The organism is Tabrizicola sp., assembly GCF_030373185.1.
In the GTDB taxonomy this organism is placed as follows: domain Bacteria; phylum Pseudomonadota; class Alphaproteobacteria; order Rhodobacterales; family Rhodobacteraceae; genus Tabrizicola.
In genome coordinates this window covers 174,370-199,548 of record NZ_JAUCZH010000003.1, presented here as the reverse complement: position 1 = coordinate 199,548, position 25,179 = coordinate 174,370, and the positions used below count along the sequence as shown (strand labels likewise).

The following is a 25,179-nucleotide window of genomic DNA, read 5'->3' as shown; positions in this document are numbered from 1 at the left end:
CTGGAAGGAAAAGACTGATGCGAAAGCTGATTATATTGGCAGTTGTGGCGCTTGGCGTGTTTTCGTCGGCTGCGGTTGCCGAAGGCAAGAAGATCGGAGTTTCCTGGTCGAACTTTCAGGAACCGCGCTGGAAGTTTGACGCAGCCGCCATGCGCTCGTCGATCCAGCGCGATGGCAACCAGTATGTCACGGCCAATGCCGAAGCCTCTGCCGAAAAGCAGATGAACGACATCCGCACGATGATCGAACAAGGCGTCGATGCGCTGGTCATTCTTCCGGTGGACCGCGAAGCGATCCTTCCGGCCATCGACCTTGCCACCGCAGCCGGGATCCCGGTGATCAGCTATGACCGGCTGATCGAGGACAGCCGGGTGTTCTACATCACCTTTGACAACGTCGGCGTCGGCCGGATCATCGCGGCCATGGTTCGGCAGGTCCGGCCCGACGGCAACTATGTGATCCTGAAGGGCGACCCGGCCGATGCAAACGTCGGTTTTCTGCGGCAGGGCATGGAGGAAGTGATTGGTGCGGCCGTCGCGGGCGGGTCCATCACCATCGTAGGCGAGGCGAATGCCGATGGCTGGCGTCCCGACAGCGCCTATGCGGCAATGGAAAAGATCCTTGCCGACAACGGCAACAAGGTTGACGCGGTCCTTGCGCAGAACGATGGCATCGCCGGCGCGGTGATCGAGGCGCTGGCGGCTCAGGGGCTGAGCATTCCTGTTGGCGGGCAGGATGGTGACCCGGCGGCGCTCAACCGTGTGGCGCGCGGCACCCAGGTCGTCTCGGTCTGGAAGAACAACCGTGAGCTTGGCAAGGTGACCGGCAAGGTCGCCGGACTGCTGGCCGATGGCGTCACGATGGACCGGGTGCCGGACTCCATCCGCTTCAGCGGTGGCGAAAAGGGGCTGACGTTCAACGCGATCCTGCTCAATCCGACCCCGATCACCCGCGACAACCTGAACCTCGTGATCGAAGCCGACCATATCACCAAGCGTGAGGCCTGCGCTGGTGCGTTGCCCGGCGTCAAGGGCTGCTGAGGCCGGTAGCGCCCGGTTGCCCGGAGAGGGTGATGCACGGCCGTGAATCAATGGGGCGCTGATCCTGCCGGGTCGGCGCCCGTCACTTTTATTTTGACAACTGAAATTATTCACGGCATTTTTCCGCCCGTCCCGGCGAATCTGTCGGGCCAGCCATACGCTGGCTGATGTCCATAGGGAGGATACTTATGCGTAACGCACTTATCGCCGCCGTCGTGGCGGTGACCGGCTTCTCGTCGGCCGCGCTTGCTGAAGGCAAGAAAATCGGTGTTTCCTGGGCCCAGTTCCAGGAAGAGCGCTGGAAGATCGACGAAGCAGCCATCAAGGCCGCCATCGAAGCTGCCGGCAATGAATATGTTTCGGCTGACGCCCAGTCGTCCGCTGAAAAGCAGCTTTCGGACATCGACGCGCTGATCGCACAGGGCGTTGACGCGCTTGTCATCAACGCCTGGGACAAGGACGCCATCGGGCCGGCCATCGACAAGGCCGCTGCCGAAGGTATCCCGGTCGTCGGCTATGACCGCCTGATCGAGGACGACCGCACCTTCTACCTGACCTTCGACAACGTCGGCGTCGGCCGCATCATCGCGCAATCGGTGTTCGCCGTGGCCCCCAAGGGCAACTACGCGATCATCAAGGGTGACCCGGGTGACCCGAACGTCGGCTTCCTGCGTCAGGGCATGGAAGAAGTCATCGGCGCAGCTGTTGCCTCGGGCGACATCGTGATCGTCGGCGAAGCGAACTCGGACGGCTGGAAGCCAGAGAACGCTCAGAAGAACATGGAACAGATCCTGACCGCCAACAACAACAACGTTGACGCGGTTCTGAGCCAGAACGACGGCATGGCCGGTGGTGCTGCTGCGGCCTTGGCCTCTCAGGGCCTCGTGATCCCGCTGGGTGGCCAGGACGGCGACCTTGCCGCGATCAACCGCGTTGCGCGTGGCACCCAGACCGTTTCGGTCTGGAAGGATGCGCGTCAGCTTGGCAAGGCCGCTGGTGAAATCGCTTCGGCTCTGGCCGAAGGGGCTGCTCTGGACGCCGTTCCGGGCGCAACCAAGTTCTCGGGCGGCGAGAAGGGCATTGAAATGAATGCGATCCTTCTGGACCCGACCCCGATCACCAAGGACACGCTGGCCATTGCGATCGAGGCCGGTCACATCACCAAAGAGCAGGCTTGCGAAGGCGCTGCTGCCGACGTCGCTGCTTGCCAGTGATCTGAGACCAGTTCCGGCGCTGCCCCAAGGGGGCGGCGCCGGTTTCCCATTCTGGCAAATGGCCGATCGCCTCAAGCGGGGTGGTATCGGTGTGCTGGGCAGCACACTGCACCGGCACAGCCAATCCCTCTCTCAGGCTGGACGAGGACATGACCGACACACCCCAATCCCCGACGACCCACACGCCCCATGCGCCCCGGGAAAACGGCTTTTCCCGTTTCCTGCGCGCAACCGAGATTGACCCGCGCCTTCTGGGCATGGTTGGAGCGCTCTTGCTGATCTGGCTGGCCTTCGAGGCCTATTCCGCCCTTGTCCTTGGCCGCCCCAGCATGCTGCTTGGCGCTTCGCAGTTTGAGGCGAACGGCTTTCTGACCCCGCGCAACCTGTGGAACCTTTCGGTCCAGACCGCCTATATCGGGATCATGGCAACCGGCATGGTGCTGGTCATCATCACCCGCAACATCGACCTGTCGGTCGGGTCGATCATGGGCATGGTCGGCATGTATATGGGCCTGTTGCAGGTTGAATACCTGACCCCCGCCCTTGGCCTTGGCCATCCGTCGATCTGGATCATCACCGTCGCTTTCGGCATCGCCATGGGCGCGCTGATCGGGGCGTTTCAGGGCGTGCTGATCGCCTTCCTCGGCATTCCGGCCTTCATCGTCACCCTTGGCGGCCTTCTGGTGTGGCGCGGGGCGGCCTTCCTTGTAGCTGGCGGCAAGACCATCGCGCCCCTGGATGACACCTTCGCGCTGATCGGCGGCGGGTCATTCGGCGCGCTTGGCCGGACCGGCAGCTGGATCTTCGGCGTCATCGCCTGCGTCTTCGTGGTATGGGCCTTCCTTGCCGGCCGCAAGGCACGCCAGCGCCACGGCTTCGCCCTGCGCCCGGTCTGGGCCGAGACTTTCGTGATCGGTCTGGTCTGCGCGGTGATCATCGGCGCGACCGCGATCGTCAATTCCTACATCTGGCCGCGCGGCAACATCCAGAAATACTACGCCAACCTTGGACAGGAAGCCCCGGCCTGCGCCCAGTCTAACGACACCATCAGCACCGGTGTCTGCGCCACCTTTGGCCATGGCTTCGCCTACCCGGTGCTGATCATGATCGCGGTGGCCATCTTCATGACCATCCTGATGACCCGCACCCGCTTTGGCCGCTATGTCTTTGCCATCGGCGGCAACCCCGAAGCGGCAGCCCTTTCGGGCATCAACACCCGCGCGATGACGGTGAAGATCTTCACCCTGATGGGCGGTCTGGCCGGCATCGCTGCCGTGATCGGCTCGGCACGCCAGAACAGTGCCACCAACGCGATGGGCAACCTTGACGAACTTTACGTCATCGCCGCAGCCGTGGTTGGCGGCACCTCGCTGGCCGGGGGCGTCGGCACGATCTATGGCGCCATCATTGGCGCACTGATCCTGACCTCGCTCCAGACCGGCATGGTGCTGATCGGCTTTGGTGACGGCTCTTACCAGCGCATCGTGATCGGCGTGGCCCTCGTGCTCGCCGTGTTCCTCGACATCGTTTACCGCAAACGCATCAAGTAAGGGGCTGAAACAATGGTAGACAGAACCGGAACCCCGCTTGTCGAACTGCGCGACATCTCGATAGCCTTCGGGGGGATCAAGGCGGTAGATCACGTCACGGTCGATCTTTACCCGGGTGAGGTTGTGGGCCTTCTGGGCCACAACGGGGCGGGCAAGTCGACGCTGATCAAATGCCTGTCAGGCGCCTACAAGGCCGATGCCGGGCAGATCCTGATCAACGGCCAGGAGGTTGAGATCAACAACCCCCGCGACGCCCGCACCCAGAACATCGAGACGATCTACCAGACGCTTGCGCTGGCAGATAACCTTGATGCCGCCTCGAACCTGTTTTTGGGGCGCGAGCTGGTGAACAACTTCGGCTTCGTTGACGAATCAAGGATGGAAGCCGAAACGCGCAAGATCATGGGGCGGCTCAACCCCAACTTCCGCAAGTTCAACGTGCCGGTGTCCGCCCTTTCGGGTGGTCAGCGCCAATCGGTCGCCATTGCGCGCGCGGTCTATTTCAACGCCCGCATCCTGATCATGGACGAACCCACCGCCGCCCTTGGCCCGCATGAGACGCAGATGGTGGCCGAACTGATACAGGAACTGAAAGCGCAGGGCCTTGGCATCTTCCTGATCGAGCACGACATCCACAACGTCATGAAGCTGTGTGACCGGGCAAGCGTGATGAAGAACGGCCAGCTTGTCGGCACCGTGAACGTCGATGAAGTCACCGACGAAGACATCCTTGGCATGATCATCCTTGGCAAGAAGCCGGCGATGGCTGCCTGAGATGTATATCGGCCTCGACCTTGGCACCTCGGGCCTGAAAGGTGTGTTGATCGGCGAGGACCAGACCGTCCTTGCCGAAGCAACCGCCCCCCTGACCGTTTCCCGCCCGCATGAAGGTTGGAGCGAGCAAGCCCCCTCTGACTGGATCAGCGCCGCCGAAGCGGTGCTGGACCAGCTCTCGGCCAAGGGGCTGGGGTCGGTACGCGGCATCGGGCTTTCCGGCCACATGCATGGCGCAACCCTTCTGGACAAGGGCGACGAAGTGCTGCGCCCCTGCATCCTTTGGAATGATACCCGCAGCCATGAAGAGGCCGCCGAACTTGACGGCGACCCGATGTTTCGCCGCCTGACCGGCAATATCGTCTTTCCGGGCTTTACCGCGCCAAAACTGATGTGGGTGCGCAGCCATGAACCGGCCATCTGGGACCGGGTGGCCAAGATCCTGCTGCCGAAGGATTATCTGCGCCTTTGGCTGAGCGGCGATCATGTGGGCGAAATGTCGGACGCGGCCGGAACATCGTGGCTGGATACAGGAAAGCGCGACTGGTCGGATGAGCTTCTGGCAGCCACCGGCCTTTCGCGCAGCCACATGCCCCGGCTTGTCGAGGGCAGCCATGCCTCCGGCACTCTGCGCGCGGCGCTGGCGTCGCGCTGGGGTCTGCCGAAAGGCGTGGTCATCGCGGGCGGGGGCGGCGACAACGCCGCCTCTGGCGTCGGCGTCGGTGTGGTGCGCGCGGGTGAGGCGTTTGTGTCGCTTGGCACTTCCGGCGTGCTTTTCGCGGCCAATGACGGCTACCAGCCAGACCCGGCCACCGCCGTCCACACCTTCTGCCATGCGCTGCCGAACACCTGGCACCAGATGGGCGTGATCCTTGCCGCCACCGATGCGCTGAACTGGTATGCCCGAATGGTCGGCACCGATGCCGCGAAACTGACCGGGGAACTGGGTGCGCTGCAATCCCCCGGCAAAACCCTGTTCCTGCCGTATCTTGGCGGCGAACGGACGCCGCTGAACTCTGCCACCGTACGCGGCGCCTTCACCGGGCTTGAACACGCCACCGACCGGCAGGCAGGCACGCGCGCCGTGCTGGAAGGCGTCACCTTCGCCATCCGCGACAGCCGCGACGCGCTGGCCGCGACTGGCACACGGCTGGAGAACCTGCTGGCGGTCGGCGGTGGATCACGCTCCGATTACTGGCTGCGCCTGATCGCCACCGCACTGGATTGCCCCGTGCAACTGCCCGTCGCGGGTGATTTCGGCGGTGCCTTCGGCGCCGCCCGCCTTGGCCTGATGGCCGCCACCGGGGCAGGCGCCGAAATCGCCACCCTGCCCAAGATCGCCCGGGTCATCGACCCGGACCCCACCCTGAAAGACGCGTTCGATGCAGGCCACGCCCGCTTCCGCGCCGCCCAATCTGCCATCAAGGATCTGAAATGACCGACTTCTTCAAAGGCATCCCGGCCATCAAATACGAAGGCCCTTCGTCCACCAACGAATTCGCCTTCCGCCACTACAACCCCGATGAGGTGATCCTCGGCAAGCGGATGGAAGACCACCTGCGCTTTGCAGTCGCATACTGGCACAGCTTCGCCTGGCCCGGCGGTGACCCCTTCGGCGGCCAGACCTTTGAACGGCCGTGGTTCGGCGAGACCATGGATCTTGCGAAGATGAAGGCCGATGTCGCCTTCGAGATGTTCGATATCCTCGGCCAGCCCTTCTACTGCTTCCACGACGCCGACATGCGCCCCGAAGGCGCGAATTTTGCCGAAAGCCTGAAGAACCTGAACGAGATCGCCGATTACCTTCAGGAAAAGCAGGCGGGTCACAAGGCCAAGCTTCTGTGGGGAACGGCCAACCTGTTTTCGCACCGCCGCTGGATGTCGGGCGCGGCCACCAACCCCGACCCCGACGTTTACGCCTATGCCGCCGCCACCGTGAAGGCGAACATGGACGTGACGATGCGCCTTGGCGGGCAGAACTATGTTCTGTGGGGCGGGCGTGAAGGCTATGAGACGCTTCTCAACACCGATCTCAAGGCAGAACGCGCCCACGCGGGCCGCTTCCTGCAACAGGTTGTCGAATACAAGCACAAGATCGGTTTCAAGGGCGCGATCCTGATCGAGCCGAAGCCGCAGGAACCATCCAAGCATCAGTATGACTATGACGTGGCCACGGTCTACGGCTTCCTCAAGGACTTCGGGCTGGAGAAGGATGTACAGGTCAACATCGAACAGGGCCACGCAATCCTTGCAGGCCACTCGTTCGAACATGAAATCGGCCTTGCCGCCGCCCTTGGCATCTTCGGGTCGATCGACATGAACCGAAACGATTACCAGTCCGGCTGGGACACCGACCAGTTCCCGAACAACCACGCCGAAAAGGCAGTGGCATTCTACGAGATCCTGAAAGCCGGCGGCTTCACCACCGGCGGCGTCAACTTTGACGCCAAGATCCGCCGCCAAAGCCTTGATCCCGAAGACCTGATCCTCGCCCATGTCGGCGGCATGGACACCTGCGCCCGCGCGCTGAAGTCCGCCGCCGCGCTGATGCAGTCGGGCGAAATGGAGGCCGCCGTCAAAGCCCGCTACGCCGGGTGGAACGACCCGAAAGCGCAAGCGATGCTGAAAGGCAGCCTTGAAGACGCCGCCGCCCGCGTGACTGCGGAAGGCATTGAGCCACAACCGAAATCCGGCCGTCAGGAACGGCTGGAGAACCTCTGGAACCGCTTCGTCTGATGGACCAGATCGACCGCATCCTGTCCGCCCCGCCCTTCAATCTTGACAGCGCGGGGCGAGATTGGGTGCGGTCAACCCTTCAAGGCATGGACGAACCCGCCAAGGTCCGGCAGCTCTTCGTCCACATCTGCTTTGGCACCGGCGCGCAGGTCGTGGACCGCATCACCGCCCTCGCCCCCGCCGGGATCACCAAGTTCTTCGGCCCCGATGCAACGGCAGAGTTGGATACGCTTGATGCCATGCGCGCCGCAGCCCTCATCCCCTACCTGATCAGCGCCGATCTTGAAGGCAGCCGGATGAGCCTGCCCTTCGGCACCGAAGTCCCCAACCCCCTCGCTCTTGCCGCCGTCGATGATGTGCAGGCCTCTGAAACCATCGCCCAGATCATGGCGGTCGAGGCGCGCGCCGCTGGCGTCAACTGGTCCTTCACCCCCGTCATCGACATCAACGCCCTGTTCCGCTCGCCCATCGTGGCCACGCGCGGCCTTGGATCCGACCCCGCCCGCATCCGCGAACATGCCCTTGCCCATATCCGGGGCCTGCAAGCGAACGGTGTCGCCGCCACCGCCAAGCACTGGCCCGGCGAGGGTCATGATGACCGTGACCAGCATCTTGTGACCACGATCAACCCCCTGACCATGGCCGAATGGAATGAGACCCACGGCGCCCTTTACCGCGCCGCGATTGACGCCGGGGTGATGGCCGTCATGTCCGCCCATATTGCCTTTCCGGCCTATATCCACGCCCGTGATCCCGACGCGGGGATTGATGCTTACCGCCCCGCCTCCACCTCACCCCTCCTCAACGAAACGCTTCTGCGCGGGGAACTTGGCTTCAATGGGGTTATCGTGTCGGATGCCACCCCCATGGCCGGTTTCGGCGCATGGGCGCACCGGGATGAGATGTTGCCGCAGGTCGTCTCCTCGGGCTGCGACGTCATCCTCTTCTCGGACGAACCCGAAGCCGACATCGCCAGAATCGAGACTGCCCTTGCCGATGGCCGCCTGACCCGCACCAGACTGGACGAGGCGATGATCCGCATCCTGGGGCTGAAAGCGGCTCTAACCTTGCACAAATCGGGTCATGAGCCCGCCGATCGCAGCCGCCTTTTCAACCCGGAAAATGCAGCACTGGCCCAGTCCGTCACCGCCCGCACGCCGACGCTCGTCAAGGATACCCAAGGGCTCCTCCCCCTCTCGCCGCAGAAACACCACCGCGTGCTGGTCTACACGACCGGCATCGTCACCCCGCTGCATGGCGACGGGCAACCGATGGCCTTCCCCGACATGCTGCGGGCCGAGGGGTTTGACGTCACCCTCCACACCCCCGAAACCCACCCCGACCCGCGCGACTTTGACCTGGTGCTGTATCTGATGGGTGAAGAAACGCTGCTGACCCGGGGCCGCATCTTCCTTGACTGGAACCGCCTGACTGGCGGGATGCATGGCGCGATGCAACGGCACTGGCATCAGGTGCCAACTGCGCTGATTTCCTTCGGCTATCCCTATTACCTTTATGACGCGCCGCGCCTGCCTTGTGTCGTCAACGCCTATGCCACGATGGACACGATGCAGCGCGCCACGCTGGATTGCCTGCTTGGCCGCGCCCCGTTCCTTGGCAAAAGCCCGGTGGACGCGTTCTGTGGCCTGCCCGACGCCCGTTTCTAAGGCTTCATCCGGGCATCCAGTTCGGCATTGATCGCCCCGCCCAGCAACACGGCCCAGACGCTGAGGTAAAGCCACATCATCAGGATGATCACCGCCCCGATGGACCCGTAAATAGCGTTGTAGCTGTTGAAGTTCGCCAGATAGACCGAAAACCCGATCGACACCCCGGCCCAGGACACGGCCGCAACCAGAACGCCCACCGACACCCATGGCGATTTGAACCCGCCTTCCAGATTCGGTCCAAAGCGGTAGAGGATCGACAGGCAAGTCAGCACCAACAGGAACATCGCGCCCCACGGCAGAAGCTTGGTCAGCCACGCCTCAAAGGTGCCAAGCGTCACATAAGACAGCAGGATCGGCACCACCACGACCGTCACCAGCGCCACAAAGAGGGCGCCGATCAGTGCGATGGTCAGCATGAAATCCACCGCATAGCCGCGCAACCAGCCACGCGGTCGCGCCCGATGCACGACATCAAGCCCTTGAATAAGCGCCGACACCCCGGCACGGGCGGAATAAAGCGCAATGCCGAAAGACAGGACTGTGGTCCAGCCAAGCGCAGTTCGTGGCGCGGTGATCAGATCCATCACCTGATCACGCACCAGCAGTCCAGCCTCTCGGGGCAGAAAACGCTCGGCCACTTCCAGATAGCCGGCAATCACCCCCGGATCGGCCACCAACCCCCAGAGCGCCACGGCAGCACCGAGGCCGGGAAACACCGCGAACATCGCATAGAAAGCCACGCCCGCCGCGATCAGGCCAAAATGCCCGTCGCCGACGCGGGTAAAGACCGCCACCATGAAATGCCAGAACCGCCCAAGGACACCCATTCCGCCAGCATCCCCCGGAACGTCCCCCAGCGCAACTTGAAGCCGCAGACCTCCCGTGGAATGGTGGCGCCAAACTGGAGGATCTCATGACCTACACCCCCCGCGAAGACCGCTACGATCGGATGACCTATCGTCGCTGCGGCCGCTCTGGCCTGCAACTGCCCGCCATCAGCCTTGGCCTGTGGCACAACTTCGGCCATGACACGCCCCACGCCACCAAACAGGCGATTTGCCGCGCAGCCTTTGACCACGGCATCACCCATTTCGACCTTGCCAACAACTACGGCCCCCCCGCCGGCACCGCCGAGGAGGCATTCGGGGAACTCCTCAAAACCGATTTCCGCCTGCACAGAGACGAATTGATCATCTCTTCCAAGGCTGGCTACCACATGTGGAACGGGCCTTACGGCGAATGGGGCAGCCGGAAATATGTCATTGCGTCCTGCGATCAAAGCCTCAAGCGGATGGGCCTCGACTATGTCGACATCTTCTATTCGCACCGTTTCGATCCCGACACGCCGTTGGAAGAAACCATGGGCGCGCTCGATCACATCGTTCGGTCGGGCCGGGCGCAGTATATCGGCATCTCCAGCTACAACAGCCAGCGCACGCGTGAAGCCGTGGCCATTCTGAAGGATCTTGGGACGCCGCTTCTGATCCACCAGCCCAGCTACAACATCCTGAACCGATGGGTGGAAACCGACGGGCTGAAATCCACGCTGGCCGAGCTTGGCGTCGGCTCCATCGCCTTCATCCCTCTGGCTCAGGGTTTGCTCACCAACAAATACCTGAACGGCATTCCAGCCGGCAGCCGGGCAACGCAAGGCAAATCGCTTGACCCTGCCGTGGTGGAAAAGGGCATAGCGTCGGTTCGACGGCTGAACGACATGGCACAGGCCCGGGGTCAGACATTGGCACAGATGGCGTTGGCATGGGTGCTGCGGCCCGACACGAACGGTGGCATCACCAGCGCGCTGATCGGTGCTTCAAAACCGGAACAGGTGGAAGACTGCGCGGCCGCGATCCGGAACCTTGATTTCACCGCCGAAGAGCTGGCGCAGATCGACGCGATTTCGGAAGAAAAGGCGATCAACCTCTGGGCAAAGTCGTCGTCAGACTAAGGTCGCGGACTAAAGGTCCGCGACCTCGCCGCCGTACCGTTCCAAAAGCCCGCTCTTGCGCAGGGTCACGGCAGGGTAGTCGGGTTCATGGATGATCCGGTCCACGGTGAAATCCGGCTCCACCCGCATCAAGGCCCGGTAAACGCGCGATGCCTTTTCCCGCTCTCCGGCCCAAAGGTACAGGAACAAGAGGTGTCGCATCGCCGCGCGAAAGCCGGGGGCGCGGTAGTGCGCCGCCTCGTAATGTGCGATGGCGGCGGCATGGTTCTCGCAGCGCAGCGCAACCAGACCCGACAGCGCCTCCCACCAGTGGACATGGGCGGTGCGGGCGGCGATCTCGGCCCCGCGCCGCGCCGCCTCCAGCGCGCCGATCTGGTCACCCGTCCGGCCCAGCGCGGCTGCCTGTGCAAGATGGGCATGCGCGTTATAGGGCGACAACGCCAAAGCATCCCGCGCCAGAACCGACCCTGCGTCGGGGTTTTCGTCAATCATCACCCGCGACAGACCCACCAGCGATAACACCAGCGGATTGGCCTTCGACAGTTCCAGCGCCTTTCTGGAATATTCATCGATCTCGGCCATCAGCCGGGGGTAATCCGCCTCGATCCGCTCCACATGCATGATCTGCCGCACCAGCACCCGCCACGCATAGATTCGGGCAGAGCCTGCAATCTCCCCCGCTTCTGCCAGCAACCGATCAGCCTTGCGCAGCCGGTCACCGTCATAGCTGAACATCTCGGTCAGCGCATTTGCGATCAGCGCATTGGCCCGGCGCGGACCGCTCTGACATTCCAGCAGTTGCGGGAAATGCGAAAGCGCCGCATCGGCCGCCTGGAACACAAGGGGCGGCAGGTCACCCGCGCCAATGAAATCCGCCTCGGCCAAAGGCACTGCGGCACGCTGGTTCCAGATGATCTGACCGCTGGCGATCGAGGACAGGCTGACCAGAACATGCACCCGGTCCTGAATTTCGGCGCCCTCGACATGCAACGCCATGCCTTCGCGCGGCAGGTCCGGCGGAATGGCCGCACCGCCCGACCCGTAGACGTCGATATGGGCGAATTCGCCCAGCAAACGCCCGATCGCATCGGCCAGCGCCCGCCCGGCAAAGGCCCCCAGTCCCGGTGGCAGCCCGCCCATCCGAATGACGAACGGCAACCGCGCGGTTTGCGCCACCGCAACCCGCGCCAGATCCGGCCGGTGAATGCCAAGCTGGCTTTCCACCCGGGCGCGTTCTTCCCGCAGCCAGTCCTCAAAGGCCTGGTCTATGATGTCGATACCTTCCAGAAATTCACGCCCCGACTGAAGCGCCCCGGCCGCCGCGTCCCGGTCCCGCTCCAGATCGGTCAGCACCGCGGAAAGCCGCACGGTGTCACGGTCCGTCACCAGCCGCGAGGCCTCGCCGCCCAGCGCCTTGCGGATTTCCATCAGGGCCTGTCGCAGGCTGCCGCTGGCCTGTTCGGCACCGCGATCAGACCACAGCCGCGCCTCCAGCCAACGACGCGCCCGTCTGCGATCCGGTGTCTGGCACAGCATCGCCAAAAGGGCGCGCGCCTTGGCGCCGCGCGGCGTGCAATCGCGCCCGCTGTCATCGCGCACCTCGAAGACGCCCACAAGGCGTATGAACATGCTGCACCCCGAACCTCTTTGACCAAGGCTAAGCGGTTGGTCTGGCAGGCGCAATCTCCGTGAAATATGCGTCAATACCACAATTGCCGAGTTGTGTTGTCTTTGCCGATAGCGGATTTCGGTGCAGCCTGCGGAAAATCTGGATTGGAGTCCTTCATGTCAGTATTCGGGACACACGGTACCCACGGGACACACGGTACCCATGGGACGCATGGTACCCAGGGGACGCATGGCACCCACGGGACACACGGCACCCACGGGACACACGGCACCCATGGGACACACGGCACCCACGGGACACACGGCACCCATGGGACACACGGCACCCACGGAACGCATGGCGGCGGCCCCTCTCCCCTGCTTGCCTCTGCCATTGGCCAGACGGCCGAAGCGTTGATGGGATTTTGGGATGGGACCGTTCCGGTCCCGCAGGCCGACGGTGCCGACGACCTGACCCGCCTGATGCGCCTTGCGCCTTTTCCCCGCGCCTCGGTCCTTGCGCATGAGGGGATATCACTTTTCACCGTGCGTCCTGGGCCAAACCCACGCCACCTGGTGCGGACCGAAAGCGACCTGATCAGCCTGACCCCGCCAGAGGCCGCCAAGATTGCCGAACAAATGGCCGATGTGCGCGCGGCAATCGACCTGCGCGCCGACCGCCTGCCCGAAATCATCGCGCAGAGTGACGGCTTCCTGCCATTCTTCGCCGCGCAAATGCCCTTGGGCATGAACCGGCGTCCCTTTACCGCGCATCTGGTGCAGGCGATGCTGGACACGGTCATTTCCGTCGAACAGCGGATGAAGCACCTGTGTTCGGTCGCCCGCCCGGTGGACCTGTCGCCGCAAATCCAGCCGGTGATCGAGACCCCCGGCCACTCTGCCTACCCCTCTGGCCACGCGACCGAGGCGTTTGCCACCGCCACGCTGCTGGCCGCACTGAAGCTGGCAGGCGGCGGCACCCCGAATGCCGAGCTGACCGACGCAATTCTTGGCAGGCTTTCCCCAGCGGCCGAGGCGGCCCCGGTGACCGACCCGGTGATCCTTCTCTATCGTCTGGCGGCAAGAATTGCAGATAACCGCACCGTTGCCGGTGTGCATTACCCTGTCGATTCAGCGCATGGCGCGCTTCTGGGATTGTCAGTGACACTGGCTTTTGTCGGCCATTGTCTTGGCGGGGGGCCGACGCTGCCGGTTCCGGAGTGGATGGCGGACGGCAACGACTGGTCCGGGGATTTCACCTTGCGCAAATGGTGTGCCGCGATCAGCAGCACCGCGCAGCAGGGCTGGCGGTCGGGCAGCACCACCTTGGCAAGGGCGGAAGACTGGCAGCTTCTGCCTGCGCTCTGGCGGGCGGCGGTGGCCGAATGGGGCCAATAGCAGGCCCCTGTCTCAGCCCAGCAGCGTGCCATGCCCCATCCGGCGGTCCGGGCTGCCCCAATCAGCCTCTCCGGTCAGCGCGCGCCGCTCGGCATTTGGGGTCTGCATTTCCGGCGGCACAGTCAGGAAATACCGCAGCAACGCCCGCGCCACCTGCGGCGCCGCCATGCTGGTGCCGGACATCCGGGTGACAGAACCGCTCAGAACCCCCGCCGCGCGCAGCCCCCCAAGCGCGGCACCATCATCGCCAATCGCCACGAGTGTCGGCCCGAGCGATTCTCCGGGTCGCGCCAGATGCCCCACCCCTTCAGAGGAATAGGCCGCCGGTCGCACCGAAGCCGGATCACCCGCAACCGGCCGCACAGCCCCGACAAAGATGATCGAGGACTCCGCCGCCCCGGCGTCGCCCCAGGTTTCAACCCCGGTATCGGCTCCTGCATAGGCCACGCAGGTTCCTTGCCGCGTCACCGGGCAACCGGGGGCATCAAAAGCCGGGCGTGGCGCAACGTAGCCACGGGCCTCGGTGTCCCAGTCCCAGCCAAGCGGATGATCCAGCCAGCTTTGCCGTCCCAAGGTGCGAAAGCCCGGCGGCGTGTCATCGCGCTGCACCCGTGCTGTCACCCGGACCGGTTCAGCCAGCGTGGTTTGCAACACGACCCGCCAAGCCCCGGCAGATACCGGCGGCAAGGGTCCGGCCGCGACAGTCGGCCCCAGCGTCAGGTGCAACAATGATTGCCCGCCAGGCTCGGCCACCGATGCCAAAAGCGCCACAGGCCCGGGCAATTGCCAGCCCGTTCCGGCCTCGGGCCAGTCAACGGACAAGGCAGGCAGATCAGACCCGGGCGGCGGCACAAGCTGCACCTTCATTCCGGCCACCATGTTGGTATCGACTCGGATTTCCAGATGGCTGGGGCTGTGGTCATCCGGCAGAAGCCGCCAGATCAGCTCAAACGGATGTGACCGGCGGATCTCGTCGCGCGCCACCAGCCGCGCCAGCCGCGCGTTGCCGTAAGCAATGACCAGCCGCAGCTTGCCGCCACCGGTCAGCCGTGAATGGCGGGCCACCTCATATTCAAACCAGTCGGCAAGGAAGGCATGGCGGTCCCCCGGACCAGCCAACGATCCAAGGCTGATGTTCACGACCAAAGGCGGCACATCTGTCCCGTTGGCAAGCCGCAGGGCGGTGGCCATGATCCAGCGCAGCCCCTGCACCAGATTGGCCTCCATCCGTCGCCCCGCCGTTTCCCGCACCGAAGCCGGAGGCAACTGCACCGCAAGGATCGGCACAGCGGTCAGAGGATCGTCTGACCAAGGCGCGGCCCCGGCGGCAAGGTCCAGCACATGCGTCCCATGCGCGGTGCGCCGGTTGGTCAGCGCGCCATCCGTCACAGGCAAAAGCGCGCGGTTGATCCGGGCGTAGACTTCGGCCTCGTCCCCCGCTTCTGCCAGAAACGCGTCGATCTCGGCGCCTTCAAGAACCCGGCCACAGACAACCTCGCCATGCGGCAGGGTGGGGGTATCGGCAACCCGCTCTGCCGCCTGCAACCAGACTGCCTTGATCCGCGTATGGTCTCTGACATGGCGGAATCTTGCATTCAGAAAGCCGATTCCATCATCAATGACCGCCGCCACCGGCACCAGGGGATCCAGATCTCCGCCCAGAGCGCAAAGGTTGTCGCCGCCAGTCACGGCATCGGCAACAGGCATCGCCACACCCGGCCCAACCTGCAAGACACGCCAGAACGCGGGCAACCGCCCCAGCACCGCACGCGGAACAAAGGCCACGCTGCGCACCTCATGTGGCCAGCCGTCTGGCGCCAATGCGCGTTCGGTGGCCAGCAGGTCACGCTCATGCTTGCTGAAACGGATGCCCGGCAGCGACAACGAGGCATCAATCGCCTCCGCCAGAGTGATGGGTCCGCCCGTGGTCGGCCTGAGAGCAAGAAAGACCGGCAGATAGTCGCGCCCGCCATTGCCCATGGCCGCGGCAACGCCCGCTTCCCAGGCGACGTAGCCGCCATGGTTCAGTCCCGACAAGACCTTCTTCCACAATGACATGATCCTGACCTCTCGCCGCTTCCTTCAGGCAGCATGGCACAGGATTTCCGGGCCTGCGCGACTTGAGGTCGGCAATTTCGCGGTTTTCACGGGGAATTAACGCGCAGCTTTTGTTGCTTGCAGGGCAGGCTGGCAGCAGGGCCGGACATGGCCCCTTGCCTGGTTCGCGGTTTTTCCCCTTCCCACGCCCCAACGCAAATGGTGTTGCCATGCCCCGGCCCTCTTCCTTGTCCCGGATTGTCGCTGATCCTGCCCCGCGCGGGTCCGGATCGACTGACATTGCCAAAGGCTGGATGGGCCTGCCCGGCTGGGACAGCGCCCCGCGAAATGGACAGCCTGCACTCCACGCCACAGCCGATGTGCCGCCCCGCCGATGTTTCGCGGTGCAGGATTATCTGGCGCTGGCGGGCCATCCCGCCTTGCGCCGGGCGGCCGATGCCATACTCCATGACCGGGCGCATGGTCCGTCGGTCATCCTGCCTGACTCTTCCCCGACAGCACCGGTCCTTGCGCTTGAGCGTCGGATCGCCGCGTTTCTGAGCCTTGGCTGCGCCGTCGCCTACCCGTCGGGGACCGAGGCGGTACGCCGCATTTTTCGCGCACTGCTTGCCCCGCAAGACAGTGTGATTGTCGATTCTGGTGCGGTTTTGGCCATGTCAGAGACTGTTTTGGCAACGGGCGCTCGCCTGCTCCGATCTCCGCCGGGATCGGTTGAGGGGGTTGAGCGTCGCTTGCGCCGCCTGTCGGTCGCTTCGGGTCCGGGCCGTATCTGGGTCGCGGTGCCAGCGATCTCGCCCTATGGTTCGACCATGGCGGATCTGGCCGCCCTTTCTGCGGTCTGTCGCCAGCACGGGGCCGGGCTGATCGTCGATGTGACGCATGACCTTGGGTCCATGGCGCCGGGCGGTGGCGGCGTTATGGAGATACAGGGAATCCAAGGGTGTGCCGATATCGTGGTCGGCAGCTTCGCCGAGTGCTTCGGTGCGCCCGGGGGCTTCGCCGCTTTTCAGGACCAACGCCTGAAAGACCGTCTGCGCGCAGGTCGTGTGCAGGCAAAGGCTTTGTCCCCGGCCTTCGCCGCGACCATCCTTGCCGCGCTTGATATCGCCGAAAGTTCTGAAGGCAGCCGCCTTCGCCGCCGTTTGCATGGCAACACGTTGCGCCTGCGCAATCACCTGATGGCAGACGGAGTGCCGGTTTTGGGCCACCCCTCACCGCTGGTGCCTGTCAGGCTTCCGAAGACATCCGCGCTCGCTCGGACCGAACTTGTCGAAAGCGCCGGGGTGGCGGTTACCCTGCTGCAATCACCCCATGTTGCCGCCCGTGCGCCCCGCTGGCGGCTGGAACTCAACGCAAGGCACAGCCTTGCCGACATCGACGATCTGGCCGACCTGGTCCGCGACGTGACCCGCATCTTTGACCGCCGGGCGCGGCAAGCTAGCCTTTGACCGAGGTGGTAACGTAGTTGCAGCTCAGATCACGATCCGAAAGGCTCCATCGCCAGCTGACCGGGTTGAACACCATGCCCTTGCGATCCACCGGCCGCAGCCCCGCCTTTTCGATCAGCGCATAAAGCTCGTCGGGAGTGATGAACTTCTGCCAGTCGTGCGTGCCTTTCGGTAGCCAGCGCATCACCCATTCCGCCCCCACGATTGCCATCACGAAGGACTTCGGATTCCGGTTCAGCGTGGAACAGATCATCAACCCGCCCGGTTTCAGCAACTGCTGGCACGCGGTCAGATAGGCCTGAGGATCGGCCACATGCTCGACCACTTCCATGTTCAGCACCACGTCGAACTGTTCGCCCGCCGCTGCCAGATCTTCGGCGGTGGTGTGGCGGTAGTCGATCTTCAGCCCCGACTGCTCGGCATGCAGCTGCGCCACCGGGATGTTGCGCGCCGCGGCATCGGCCCCCACGACATCCGCACCCAGCCGCGCCATCGGTTCCGCCAAGAGCCCACCACCGCAGCCGATATCCAGCAGTCGCAAGCCCTTGAACGGTTCCGCCCCAGACAGATCCCGTCCGAACTCGGCGGCAATCTGACTGGTGATGTAGTCCAGCCGGCAGGGGTTCAGCATGTGCAACGGCTTGAACTTGCCGTTCGGGTTCCACCATTCGGCGGCCATCGCCTCGAACTTGGCCACTTCCGCGGGATCGACTGTGTTCGTGGTCATCGCTGCCTTTGCCCCGTCCTTCAACGCATTGCCCTTCGACACCGGGCTCTTCCGGCGCTATATAGGGCGATGATGGATCAAAGATCAGGTCAAAAGCGCGCAGTCGAGTTTCTTTACCCGCCGATCGATCCCTTCGATCAGCGCGTCATCGACATGGGCGATGGACACCGCGTTTATATGGAACAGTGTGGACGGCCTGACGGCATCCCGGTCGTCGTCTTTCACGGCGGGCCAGGGGGCGGGTGTTCGCCTGCCATGCGCCGCTATTTTGACCCGACGGTCTACCGGATCATCCTGTTTGACCAGCGCGGCTGTGGCCGGTCACGGCCCCATGCCAGCATCATCGCCAATACCACATGGCATCTGGTCGAAGACGTCGAGGTTATCCGCAAAGCCCTTGGGATCGACCGTTTCATCGCCTTTGGCGGCAGCTGGGGTGCCACGCTGGCGCTGATCTACGCGATTACCCATCCCGAACGCGTGCAGAGCCTTGTCCTGCGCGGCGTCTTCCTGATGACCAAGGCCGAGTTGAAGTGGTTCTACGGCGGCGGGGCCGGGGCGTTCTTCCCGGAAATCTGGGGCCGCTTCGTCGCTGCCATTCCGGCGGCTGAACGTGACAACCTGATCAACGCCTACAACCGCCGCCTGTTTTCGGGCAACCTGATGGAAGAAACCCGCTTTGGCCGCATCTGGGCGAATTGGGAAAACGCGCTCGCCTCGATCCACCATGAAGGGCCGATGGGCGAAAGCCCGTCAGATTATGCCCGCGCCTTTTCCCGGCTGGAAAACCACTACTTCCAGAACGGCGGCTTCCTGCAATGCGATGGCTGGATCCTGCAAGAGCGCCGCCGGATCGAGCATATCCCCGCCACCATCATCCAGGGCCGCTACGACATGATCTGCCCGCCGATTTCAGCGTGGAATCTGGCGGACGGCTGGCACGCCTGCGAGCTGCGGATGGTCCCCCTCGCCGGTCACGCCCTGTCGGAACCGGGCATAAGCGAGGCGCTGGTCAGGGTGATGGACGGGTTGCGCCGCGGGTAGGTCGGCGCCTGCCCTGACGCTGCGCCCCGAAGCCCGACGTCCTGCCTGGTTGGCGCTGGCAAAGCCTCGGCCGCCTGATACCATCCCGCTTCAACACCGCATCAGAGATGGCTTGATGGCAGATATCTTCGGGACCACGGATTTCTGGCCTGGCCTTGCGCTTCTTGGGGCCATCACCCTTGCCGCCAGCCTTGCCAGAGGGTTCTCGGGTTTCGGGGCGGCCCTCATCTTCATCCCTTTGACCAGCGCCATTCTGGGACCACAGGTCGCTGTTCCGCTCTTGTTGGTGACTGACGGCATAATGACAGCAGGCATGATCCCGAAGGCGATCAGGACGGCGGATCGGCCCGATGTTCTTACGATGGTTCTGGGCGCGATCTTTGGAATCCCGGCTGGAATCTGGCTTCTCACGACACTCGACCCCGAAGTCCTGCGCTGGGCAATCGTCGTTGTTGCCGCTCTCATGCTGGGGCTACTGGTTTCGGGCTGGCGATACCAAGGTCGGCCGAAAGCACCGCTGACGGTTCTGGTGGGGGCGGTCTCCGGCCTCTTTTCCGGCGCAGCACAGATTGGCGGACCCCCGGTTATTGCCTATTGGCTGGGTGGCACGATCCCGGCGCTGGTCGTTCGGGCCAACATCATCTTCTACTTCGCGATCACGACATTCATTTCAGGTATCGGATATGTCTGGGGCGGGCTGGTCACCTTGCAGATCCTTGCCCTTGCCGCGACCATCGCGCCGGTCTACGGCATTGGGGCGTGGGCGGGCAGCAGGATGTTCGGTCTGGCAAGTGAGCGGACTTTCCGGCGAATCTGCCTCGCAATGATCGCTTTTGCCACGCTGGTCAGCATGCCCGCGCTTGATGCCTTTCTGCGCGGATGACACCAGACCGGGGTCACCTTCAGGCCCGCTTCCCCACCACTGCCACGCCCAGAACCTCCAGCACCTTGGCCTCGATATGGCCCGCGTCCATTCCGGCGACACGGTACATCGCCTCGGGGCTGGCCTGGTCGATGAAGGTATCCGGCAGGACCATTGACCGATACTTCAGGCCCCGGTCAAACACCCCCGCATCGGACAAGGCTTGCGCGACGTGGGAACCGAAGCCGCCCACCGCGCCTTCCTCGACCGTGATCAGCGCCTCATGATGGGCGGCAAGTTGCAGGATCAGGTCGTGGTCCAGGGGTTTGGCAAAACGGGCGTCAGCGACGGTTACCGCCACCCCGCGCCCAGTGAGCGCTTCGGCGGCTTTCAGAACCTCGGCCAGCCTTGTGCCGAAGGACAGGATCGCGACCCGGCCCCCCTCGCGCACAACGCGGCCGCGGCCGATCTCCAGCGGCACCCCGCGCAAGGGCATTTCGACCCCAACGCCATCGCCGCGCGGGAACCGGAACGCAATCGGGCCATCATCATGCGCGACGGCGGTGGCAACCATATGAACAAGTTCCGCCTCATCAGCGGCGGCCATCACCACCATGCCCGGCAGGTTGGACATGAAAGCCACGTCGAAGGCCCCGGCATGGGTCGCCCCGTCAGCCCCCACCAGCCCCGCCCGGTCAATGGCGAACCGCACCGGCAGGCGCTGGATCGCCACGTCATGCACCACCTGATCATAGCCGCGTTGCAGGAAGGTGGAATAGATCGCGCAGAACGGCTTCATCCCGCCCGCCGCCAGCGCAGCCGAGAACGTCACCGCGTGCTGTTCGGCGATGCCCACATCAAAGCAACGTTTCGGAAAGCGGTCAGCGAACAGGTTCAGCCCGGTGCCATCCGGCATCGCCGCCGTCACCGCGACGATCTTTTCATCCCGCTCGGCCTCGGCCAGCAGCGATTGCGCGAAAACCTTGGTGTAGGAAGGCGCGTTTGATACCGCCTTGGCCTGCACCCCGGTCAGCACGTCAAACTTGCCGGTCGCATGACCACGGTCGCGTGCGGCTTCGGCCGGGGCATAGCCCTTGCCCTTCTTGGTCAGCACATGCAGCAGGACCGGCCCCGTCGCCCGCGCCTTCAACGTCCGCAGCACCGGCAAAAGCTGGTCCAGATCATGGCCGTCAATCGGGCCGACATAGTCGAACCCCAGAGATTCAAACAAGGTTCCGCCCACGGCCATGCCCTTCAGCATGTCCTTGGCCCGCTTCGCCCCCTCTTGCAGGGGTTGCGGCAACAGGCTGACAAACCCTTTCGCCACCTGCTTCAGGTCTTGCATCGGCGCTTCGGCGTAAAGCCGCGACAGATAGGCTGACAACGCGCCAACGGGCGGGGCGATGGACATTTCATTGTCGTTGAGAATGACGAAAAGCCGCTGGCCAAGGTGGCCCGCGTTGTTCATCGCCTCAAACGCCATCCCCGCCGACATCGCGCCATCGCCGATCACCGCAATCGCATCACCGGGGTCGCCGCCCAGTTCCGCCGCCATCGCAAAGCCCAGCGCTGCCGAGATCGAGGTCGAGCTATGCGCGGCCCCGAACGGGTCATACGGGCTTTCCGACCGCTTGGTGAAACCGCTAAGCCCGCCTTCCATCCGCAAGGTGCGGATCCGGTCGCGCCGCCCGGTCAGGATCTTGTGCGGGTAGCACTGGTGGCCCACATCCCAGATCAGCTTGTCGCGCGGGGTGTCAAAGACGGCATGGATCGCCACCGTCAGTTCCACCACGCCCAGACCCGCGCCCAGATGGCCGCCCGTCACGGAAACGGCGGAAATGGTTTCGGCCCGCAACTCATCGGCAAGCTGACGCAATTCCCGGTCGCTCAGACATTTCAGGTCGGCGGGCAGGCGAACCCGGTCAAGCATGGGGAATACGGGGCGTTCGGGCATGAGAAAACCTGTTGCACTGGAATGCCGGTCTAGACGGAATTCCGGCAGGGAGCAATCAGGCCCAAGCAAGGCGCGGCGTTGCGACACTGCGACGCGATAGCCGAGTCAAGATGGGTCACTCGCGCCTAGATTGTCAGATCCAAGCCGACGAATCTCAAAATATTGACACATTTTCCAGATTTGAGGTGTCGGGAATGCGGGTAAACCCCTAGCCCGTCTTGTGTCCTTGAAGTGCAAATATGCAAACCATTCGAATTCCGTAGGAGAATGTCATGTTTCTCGCCCCAGTCAGTCTTGCAGATCCCAATTGCCGACCCGGCCCCATAATGTGGTGTCTGGCGGTCGGTCTGGCAGTCAACCTTTCCACGGTTCCGGCAGCGCTTATGGCCGGTCCCGTTCTGCCCTTGATTGTATTACCGCAGCAAGATCATCCGTTTGCACGGGTTCAAGTCAACGACGAGACGGTATCCCTGATGGCCGGACTGATCGGTATCGAACGTGACTTGCTCCTCGGCCAGCTCTTTCTCAAGGATGGGCTGGTCAGCGCCGAAGGCTCGCACTTCACCCATCCGCGTCACGACAACTTTCCAGCAATCAAGGACGGTCTGGCCAAGTCAGGGGCACCCGATCTGGAGCCGCTGCTGATCGCGCTTGAAGAAGCCAAGGACAGGGACGCGGTCAACAGCGCCTATAACGGTGTGCAAGGCGGTTTGCTGCTGGCCAAGCAGGCGCTGAAGCCGACAGAGCAGGACATCACGAAGGCGGTGATCCAGACGGCAGAGGCCGCAACGGCCCTGCTTGATCCATCGGGCATGACGGATGTCGTCGCCTATCAAGAGGCCTGGGGCCTGCTGATGGTAGCTCGCGGGCAGCTTGACTCGTTGATGCGCAGTGCGGATCCGACGATCAAGCAGTCGGCGACGAAGATGGCCCTGGCCTTCGACGATGTCATTCTGTTCGCGCCCGACCCCGGCGCTTCGGGCCCCGTCAAGTTCGATCCGGGCCTGGTCACCAGCCTTGTCGAGACGCTCAGGGGGAACTCCGGGTCGATCTGAGGGCGCCGCAAGACTTCGGGCCGCGAATGATCATGACTGCCGCTCGACTACGAACCGGGCGGCAGCCAGAAGGTTTGCGCTGCCTGCGCCGTAGGGCGCCAGGGCAGCTTCGGCCTCGGCGGAAAGGTCGCGTGACTTTCGCATCGCCGCCTCCAGCCCCATGAGCGATACGAAGGTCGCCTTGCCGGCTTCCGCGTCCTTGCGAAGCCGCTTGCCGGTCTTGGTCTCGTCCCCGGTCACGTCCAGGATGTCGTCCGCTATCTGGAAGGCGAGGCCCAGCGCCGCCGCATAGGCTCGCAAAGGCGCCCGGTCCGCCCCGGCAATCACCGCCCCTGCCTCGGCCGCAAAGCCGATCAACGCTCCGGTCTTGCCCGCCTGCAATGCCGTGATCTCGTCCAGCGTCAACGCCCGCCCCGCCGTTTCCGCCGCAATGTCCAACGCCTGCCCCAGCACCATGCCATCAATGCCCGAGGCCCGCGCAAGGCCTGCCACCAGCGCCAGCCGCACCTCGGCCGATCCAAGCGCCGGGTCGCACAGCAATTCAAACGCCAGCGTCTGCAAGGCATCACCCGCCAGAACCGCCGTCGCCTCATCCCATTTCACATGCACGGTGGGCTGGCCCCGGCGCAGGTCGTCGTCATCCATGCAGGGCAGGTCATCATGGACCAGCGAATAGGCGTGCAAGGCCTCGATCGCCGCCGCCGCCGAAAGCGCGCTGGCCTCGGGAACCCCCAACATCCGCGCGCCTTCAAGCACCAGAAACCCCCGCAGCCGCTTGCCACCGCGCAGCGCGTAGCGCATCGCCTCGGTCACCGGCTGGTCGGCCCGGCCCGCGAGCGCTGCCAGAAGATGCGCCTCGATCAAGGCCGCATCCGCAGCCAGCCGTTCGGGAAAGGTCACATCCCCTCCGCCGGTGTCGTCCCGACGGCGCGGCCTTCCTGCGCCCGGATCAGTTCCACCTTTTCTTCGGCGTCCTTCAGCTTTTCGGCGCAGAACGCCTTGAGCTTCGCGCCGCGTTCATAAAGCGCAATCGACTGGTCCAGCGGCACTTCGCCCCGTTCCAGCGCGCCCACGACCTGCTCCAGCGCGGCCATCGCCTCTTCGAATGTCATCGCTTCGATGGGTTTGTCGCTCATCGGCCCCGCTCCTCCAACACGCCCACATGCGCCGCGACCGAGGCCGCAAGCGCATCCAGATCATAGCCGCCCTCAAGTGTCGAGACCACCCGCCCACCAGCGAAATCGCACAGACGGTCGGTCAGCCAGCGGTAATCGTCGGCCTGCCATTCCAGCCCGGCAAGCGGATCGTCAGCATGGGCATCGAACCCGGCCGAGATCAGCAGAAGCTCGGGCTTCCAGGCCGAAAGCACCGGAAAGACCACCCGCTCATAAACGTCACGCATCGACTTGCCGCCCGAACCAGCCCGCAGCGGCACGTTCAGCATCTGCCCATGCGCGCCACGTTCATCGGCCCGCCCGGTGCCGGGATAAAGCGGCATCTGGTGCGAACTGACGAACAGGCACCGGCCTTCGTCCCACAAAAGATCCTGCGTGCCGTTGCCGTGATGCACGTCGAAATCCACGATCGCCACGCGACCAAGACCGTGATGATCCAGCGCCCGTTTTGCCCCGATTGCCACTGTGCCGAAGAGGCAAAACCCCATCGCGGTTTCCCGTTCGGCGTGGTGGCCGGGCGGGCGCCCGGCGACAAAGGCCGTCTTCGTCTCTCCCGTCACCACCGCATCCACCGCGGCGCAGATGCCGCCAACCGCCCGCATTGCCGCGTCAAAGGATCCCGGCGACAGGAAAGTGTCTCCGTCAAGTTGCGTCCAGCCCTCATCAGGAATCGCCGCCCGAACCCTGTCCAGATAGCGCGCCGGATAGCAGCGCAGCACATCCGCTTCCATCCCCATCGGACAGTCGCGCCGCGTCACCGCCAACCCGGCAAGACCCTTCTCCACCGCCGCCAGCCGCTCTGCCCGCTCGGGGTGGCCGGGCGGGGTTACATGTCGTGCGCAATCGCTATGGACGAATACGGTGCATGTCATGTTGCTTGGGTTCCCCGGCAGGTCGTTTTTACCTTGTCCATTCGGG

22 protein-coding genes are annotated in these 25,179 nt (G+C 64.0%); 13 read left to right on the top strand and 9 right to left on the bottom strand.

All coding sequences use genetic code 11. The annotated features are described in order from the left end of the window. Positions 1 to 17 precede the first annotated feature (17 nt). From QUV21_RS07580 to QUV21_RS07550, 7 genes are all read left to right on the top strand, one after another. The gene (locus QUV21_RS07580; protein ID WP_300854030.1) at positions 18 to 1,040 is read left to right on the top strand and encodes a substrate-binding domain-containing protein; all 1,023 of its coding nucleotides are present in this window, start codon (positions 18 to 20) and stop codon (positions 1,038 to 1,040) included. 188 nt (positions 1,041 to 1,228) lie between these two features. Continuing rightward, positions 1,229 to 2,254 carry a substrate-binding domain-containing protein gene (locus tag QUV21_RS07575; protein ID WP_300854029.1) on the top strand — a complete coding sequence of 342 codons (1,026 nt, stop codon included), beginning with the start codon at positions 1,229 to 1,231 and terminating at the stop codon, positions 2,252 to 2,254. Between the two features lie 149 nt (positions 2,255 to 2,403). Next, entirely contained in the window at positions 2,404 to 3,804 is a 1,401-nt protein-coding gene (locus QUV21_RS07570) for a sugar ABC transporter permease (protein ID WP_300854028.1), read from the top strand. A 12-nt stretch (positions 3,805 to 3,816) separates the two neighbouring features. Continuing rightward, positions 3,817 to 4,578, top strand: a complete 762-nt coding sequence (locus QUV21_RS07565) for an ATP-binding cassette domain-containing protein (protein WP_300854027.1) — start codon at positions 3,817 to 3,819, stop codon at positions 4,576 to 4,578. A 1-nt stretch (position 4,579) separates the two neighbouring features. Beyond that, entirely contained in the window at positions 4,580 to 6,016 is a 1,437-nt protein-coding gene (gene xylB / locus QUV21_RS07560) for a xylulokinase (protein WP_300854026.1), read from the top strand. After that, on the top strand, positions 6,013 to 7,314 hold the full coding sequence (gene xylA / locus QUV21_RS07555; RefSeq protein WP_300854025.1) for a xylose isomerase: 1,302 nt from the start codon (positions 6,013 to 6,015) through the stop codon (positions 7,312 to 7,314). Before xylB ends, xylA begins: the two co-directional genes overlap by 4 nt. Next, positions 7,314 to 8,981, top strand: a complete 1,668-nt coding sequence (locus QUV21_RS07550; RefSeq protein WP_300854024.1) for a glycoside hydrolase family 3 N-terminal domain-containing protein — start codon at positions 7,314 to 7,316, stop codon at positions 8,979 to 8,981. Before xylA ends, QUV21_RS07550 begins: the two co-directional genes overlap by 1 nt. Here the strand turns inward: QUV21_RS07550 and QUV21_RS07545 are convergent. Beyond that, complete coding sequence (locus QUV21_RS07545) at positions 8,978 to 9,811, bottom strand: YihY/virulence factor BrkB family protein (protein ID WP_300854023.1); 834 nt, start codon at positions 9,809 to 9,811, stop codon at positions 8,978 to 8,980. The two genes, QUV21_RS07550 and QUV21_RS07545, sit on opposite strands and share 4 nt — an antisense overlap. 86 nt (positions 9,812 to 9,897) lie before the next feature. Here QUV21_RS07545 and mgrA point away from each other — a divergent pair, with 86 nt between their 5' ends. Further along, complete coding sequence (gene mgrA / locus QUV21_RS07540; protein WP_300854022.1) at positions 9,898 to 10,932, top strand: L-glyceraldehyde 3-phosphate reductase; 1,035 nt, start codon at positions 9,898 to 9,900, stop codon at positions 10,930 to 10,932. A gap of 9 nt (positions 10,933 to 10,941) precedes the next feature. On the opposite strand, the gene QUV21_RS07535 is transcribed toward mgrA, so the two are convergent. Further along, positions 10,942 to 12,561, bottom strand: coding sequence for a hypothetical protein (locus QUV21_RS07535; RefSeq protein ID WP_300854021.1), 1,620 nt, complete (start codon positions 12,559 to 12,561; stop codon positions 10,942 to 10,944). Positions 12,562 to 12,717: 156 nt separating this feature from the next. Between QUV21_RS07535 and QUV21_RS07530 the strand changes: the two genes are divergently transcribed. Then, the gene (locus tag QUV21_RS07530; protein ID WP_300854020.1) at positions 12,718 to 13,938 is read left to right on the top strand and encodes a phosphatase PAP2 family protein; all 1,221 of its coding nucleotides are present in this window, start codon (positions 12,718 to 12,720) and stop codon (positions 13,936 to 13,938) included. Between the two features lie 12 nt (positions 13,939 to 13,950). Here the strand turns inward: QUV21_RS07530 and QUV21_RS07525 are convergent, their stop codons facing one another. Next, the gene (locus tag QUV21_RS07525) at positions 13,951 to 15,996 is read right to left on the bottom strand and encodes a S8 family serine peptidase (RefSeq protein ID WP_300854019.1); all 2,046 of its coding nucleotides are present in this window, start codon (positions 15,994 to 15,996) and stop codon (positions 13,951 to 13,953) included. A gap of 209 nt (positions 15,997 to 16,205) precedes the next feature. Here QUV21_RS07525 and QUV21_RS07520 point away from each other — a divergent pair, with 209 nt between their 5' ends. Continuing rightward, positions 16,206 to 17,444, top strand: coding sequence for an aminotransferase class I/II-fold pyridoxal phosphate-dependent enzyme (locus QUV21_RS07520; protein WP_300854018.1), 1,239 nt, complete (start codon positions 16,206 to 16,208; stop codon positions 17,442 to 17,444). On the opposite strand, the gene ubiG is transcribed toward QUV21_RS07520, so the two are convergent. Next, positions 17,434 to 18,171 (bottom strand): bifunctional 2-polyprenyl-6-hydroxyphenol methylase/3-demethylubiquinol 3-O-methyltransferase UbiG, encoded by a 738-nt coding sequence (gene ubiG, locus QUV21_RS07515; protein WP_300854017.1) that lies wholly within the window; start codon positions 18,169 to 18,171, stop codon positions 17,434 to 17,436. The genes QUV21_RS07520 and ubiG overlap by 11 nt on opposite strands. An 84-nt stretch (positions 18,172 to 18,255) precedes the next feature. Then, entirely contained in the window at positions 18,256 to 18,396 is a 141-nt protein-coding gene (locus QUV21_RS07510; protein WP_300854175.1) for a hypothetical protein, read from the bottom strand. Between QUV21_RS07510 and pip the strand changes: the two genes are divergently transcribed. Next, a complete protein-coding gene (gene pip / locus QUV21_RS07505) occupies positions 18,349 to 19,215 on the top strand; it encodes a prolyl aminopeptidase (protein ID WP_300854163.1) in 867 nt (288 codons plus the stop codon). The genes QUV21_RS07510 and pip overlap by 48 nt on opposite strands. A 115-nt stretch (positions 19,216 to 19,330) precedes the next feature. Beyond that, entirely contained in the window at positions 19,331 to 20,098 is a 768-nt protein-coding gene (locus QUV21_RS07500) for a sulfite exporter TauE/SafE family protein (RefSeq protein WP_300854016.1), read from the top strand. A gap of 19 nt (positions 20,099 to 20,117) precedes the next feature. Here the strand turns inward: QUV21_RS07500 and dxs are convergent, their stop codons facing one another. After that, complete coding sequence (gene dxs, locus QUV21_RS07495) at positions 20,118 to 22,031, bottom strand: 1-deoxy-D-xylulose-5-phosphate synthase (protein WP_300854015.1); 1,914 nt, start codon at positions 22,029 to 22,031, stop codon at positions 20,118 to 20,120. 383 nt (positions 22,032 to 22,414) lie between these two features. On the opposite strand from dxs, the gene QUV21_RS07490 reads away from it, so the two are divergent. Then, positions 22,415 to 23,086, top strand: a complete 672-nt coding sequence (locus QUV21_RS07490; protein WP_300854014.1) for a hypothetical protein — start codon at positions 22,415 to 22,417, stop codon at positions 23,084 to 23,086. Between the two features lie 30 nt (positions 23,087 to 23,116). On the opposite strand, the gene QUV21_RS07485 is transcribed toward QUV21_RS07490, so the two are convergent. Genes QUV21_RS07485 through QUV21_RS07475 form a run of 3 tightly spaced genes read right to left on the bottom strand, consistent with a single transcriptional unit; the run spans position 23,117 to position 25,133 of the window. Continuing rightward, the gene (locus QUV21_RS07485) at positions 23,117 to 23,986 is read right to left on the bottom strand and encodes a polyprenyl synthetase family protein (protein WP_300854013.1); all 870 of its coding nucleotides are present in this window, start codon (positions 23,984 to 23,986) and stop codon (positions 23,117 to 23,119) included. Beyond that, positions 23,983 to 24,222: an exodeoxyribonuclease VII small subunit gene (locus QUV21_RS07480; RefSeq protein WP_300854012.1), complete on the bottom strand. Its 240-nt coding sequence runs from the start codon at positions 24,220 to 24,222 to the stop codon at positions 23,983 to 23,985. Before QUV21_RS07480 ends, QUV21_RS07485 begins: the two co-directional genes overlap by 4 nt. Further along, on the bottom strand, positions 24,219 to 25,133 hold the full coding sequence (locus QUV21_RS07475; RefSeq protein ID WP_300854011.1) for a histone deacetylase family protein: 915 nt from the start codon (positions 25,131 to 25,133) through the stop codon (positions 24,219 to 24,221). Before QUV21_RS07475 ends, QUV21_RS07480 begins: the two co-directional genes overlap by 4 nt. Positions 25,134 to 25,179: the final 46 nt, after the last annotated feature.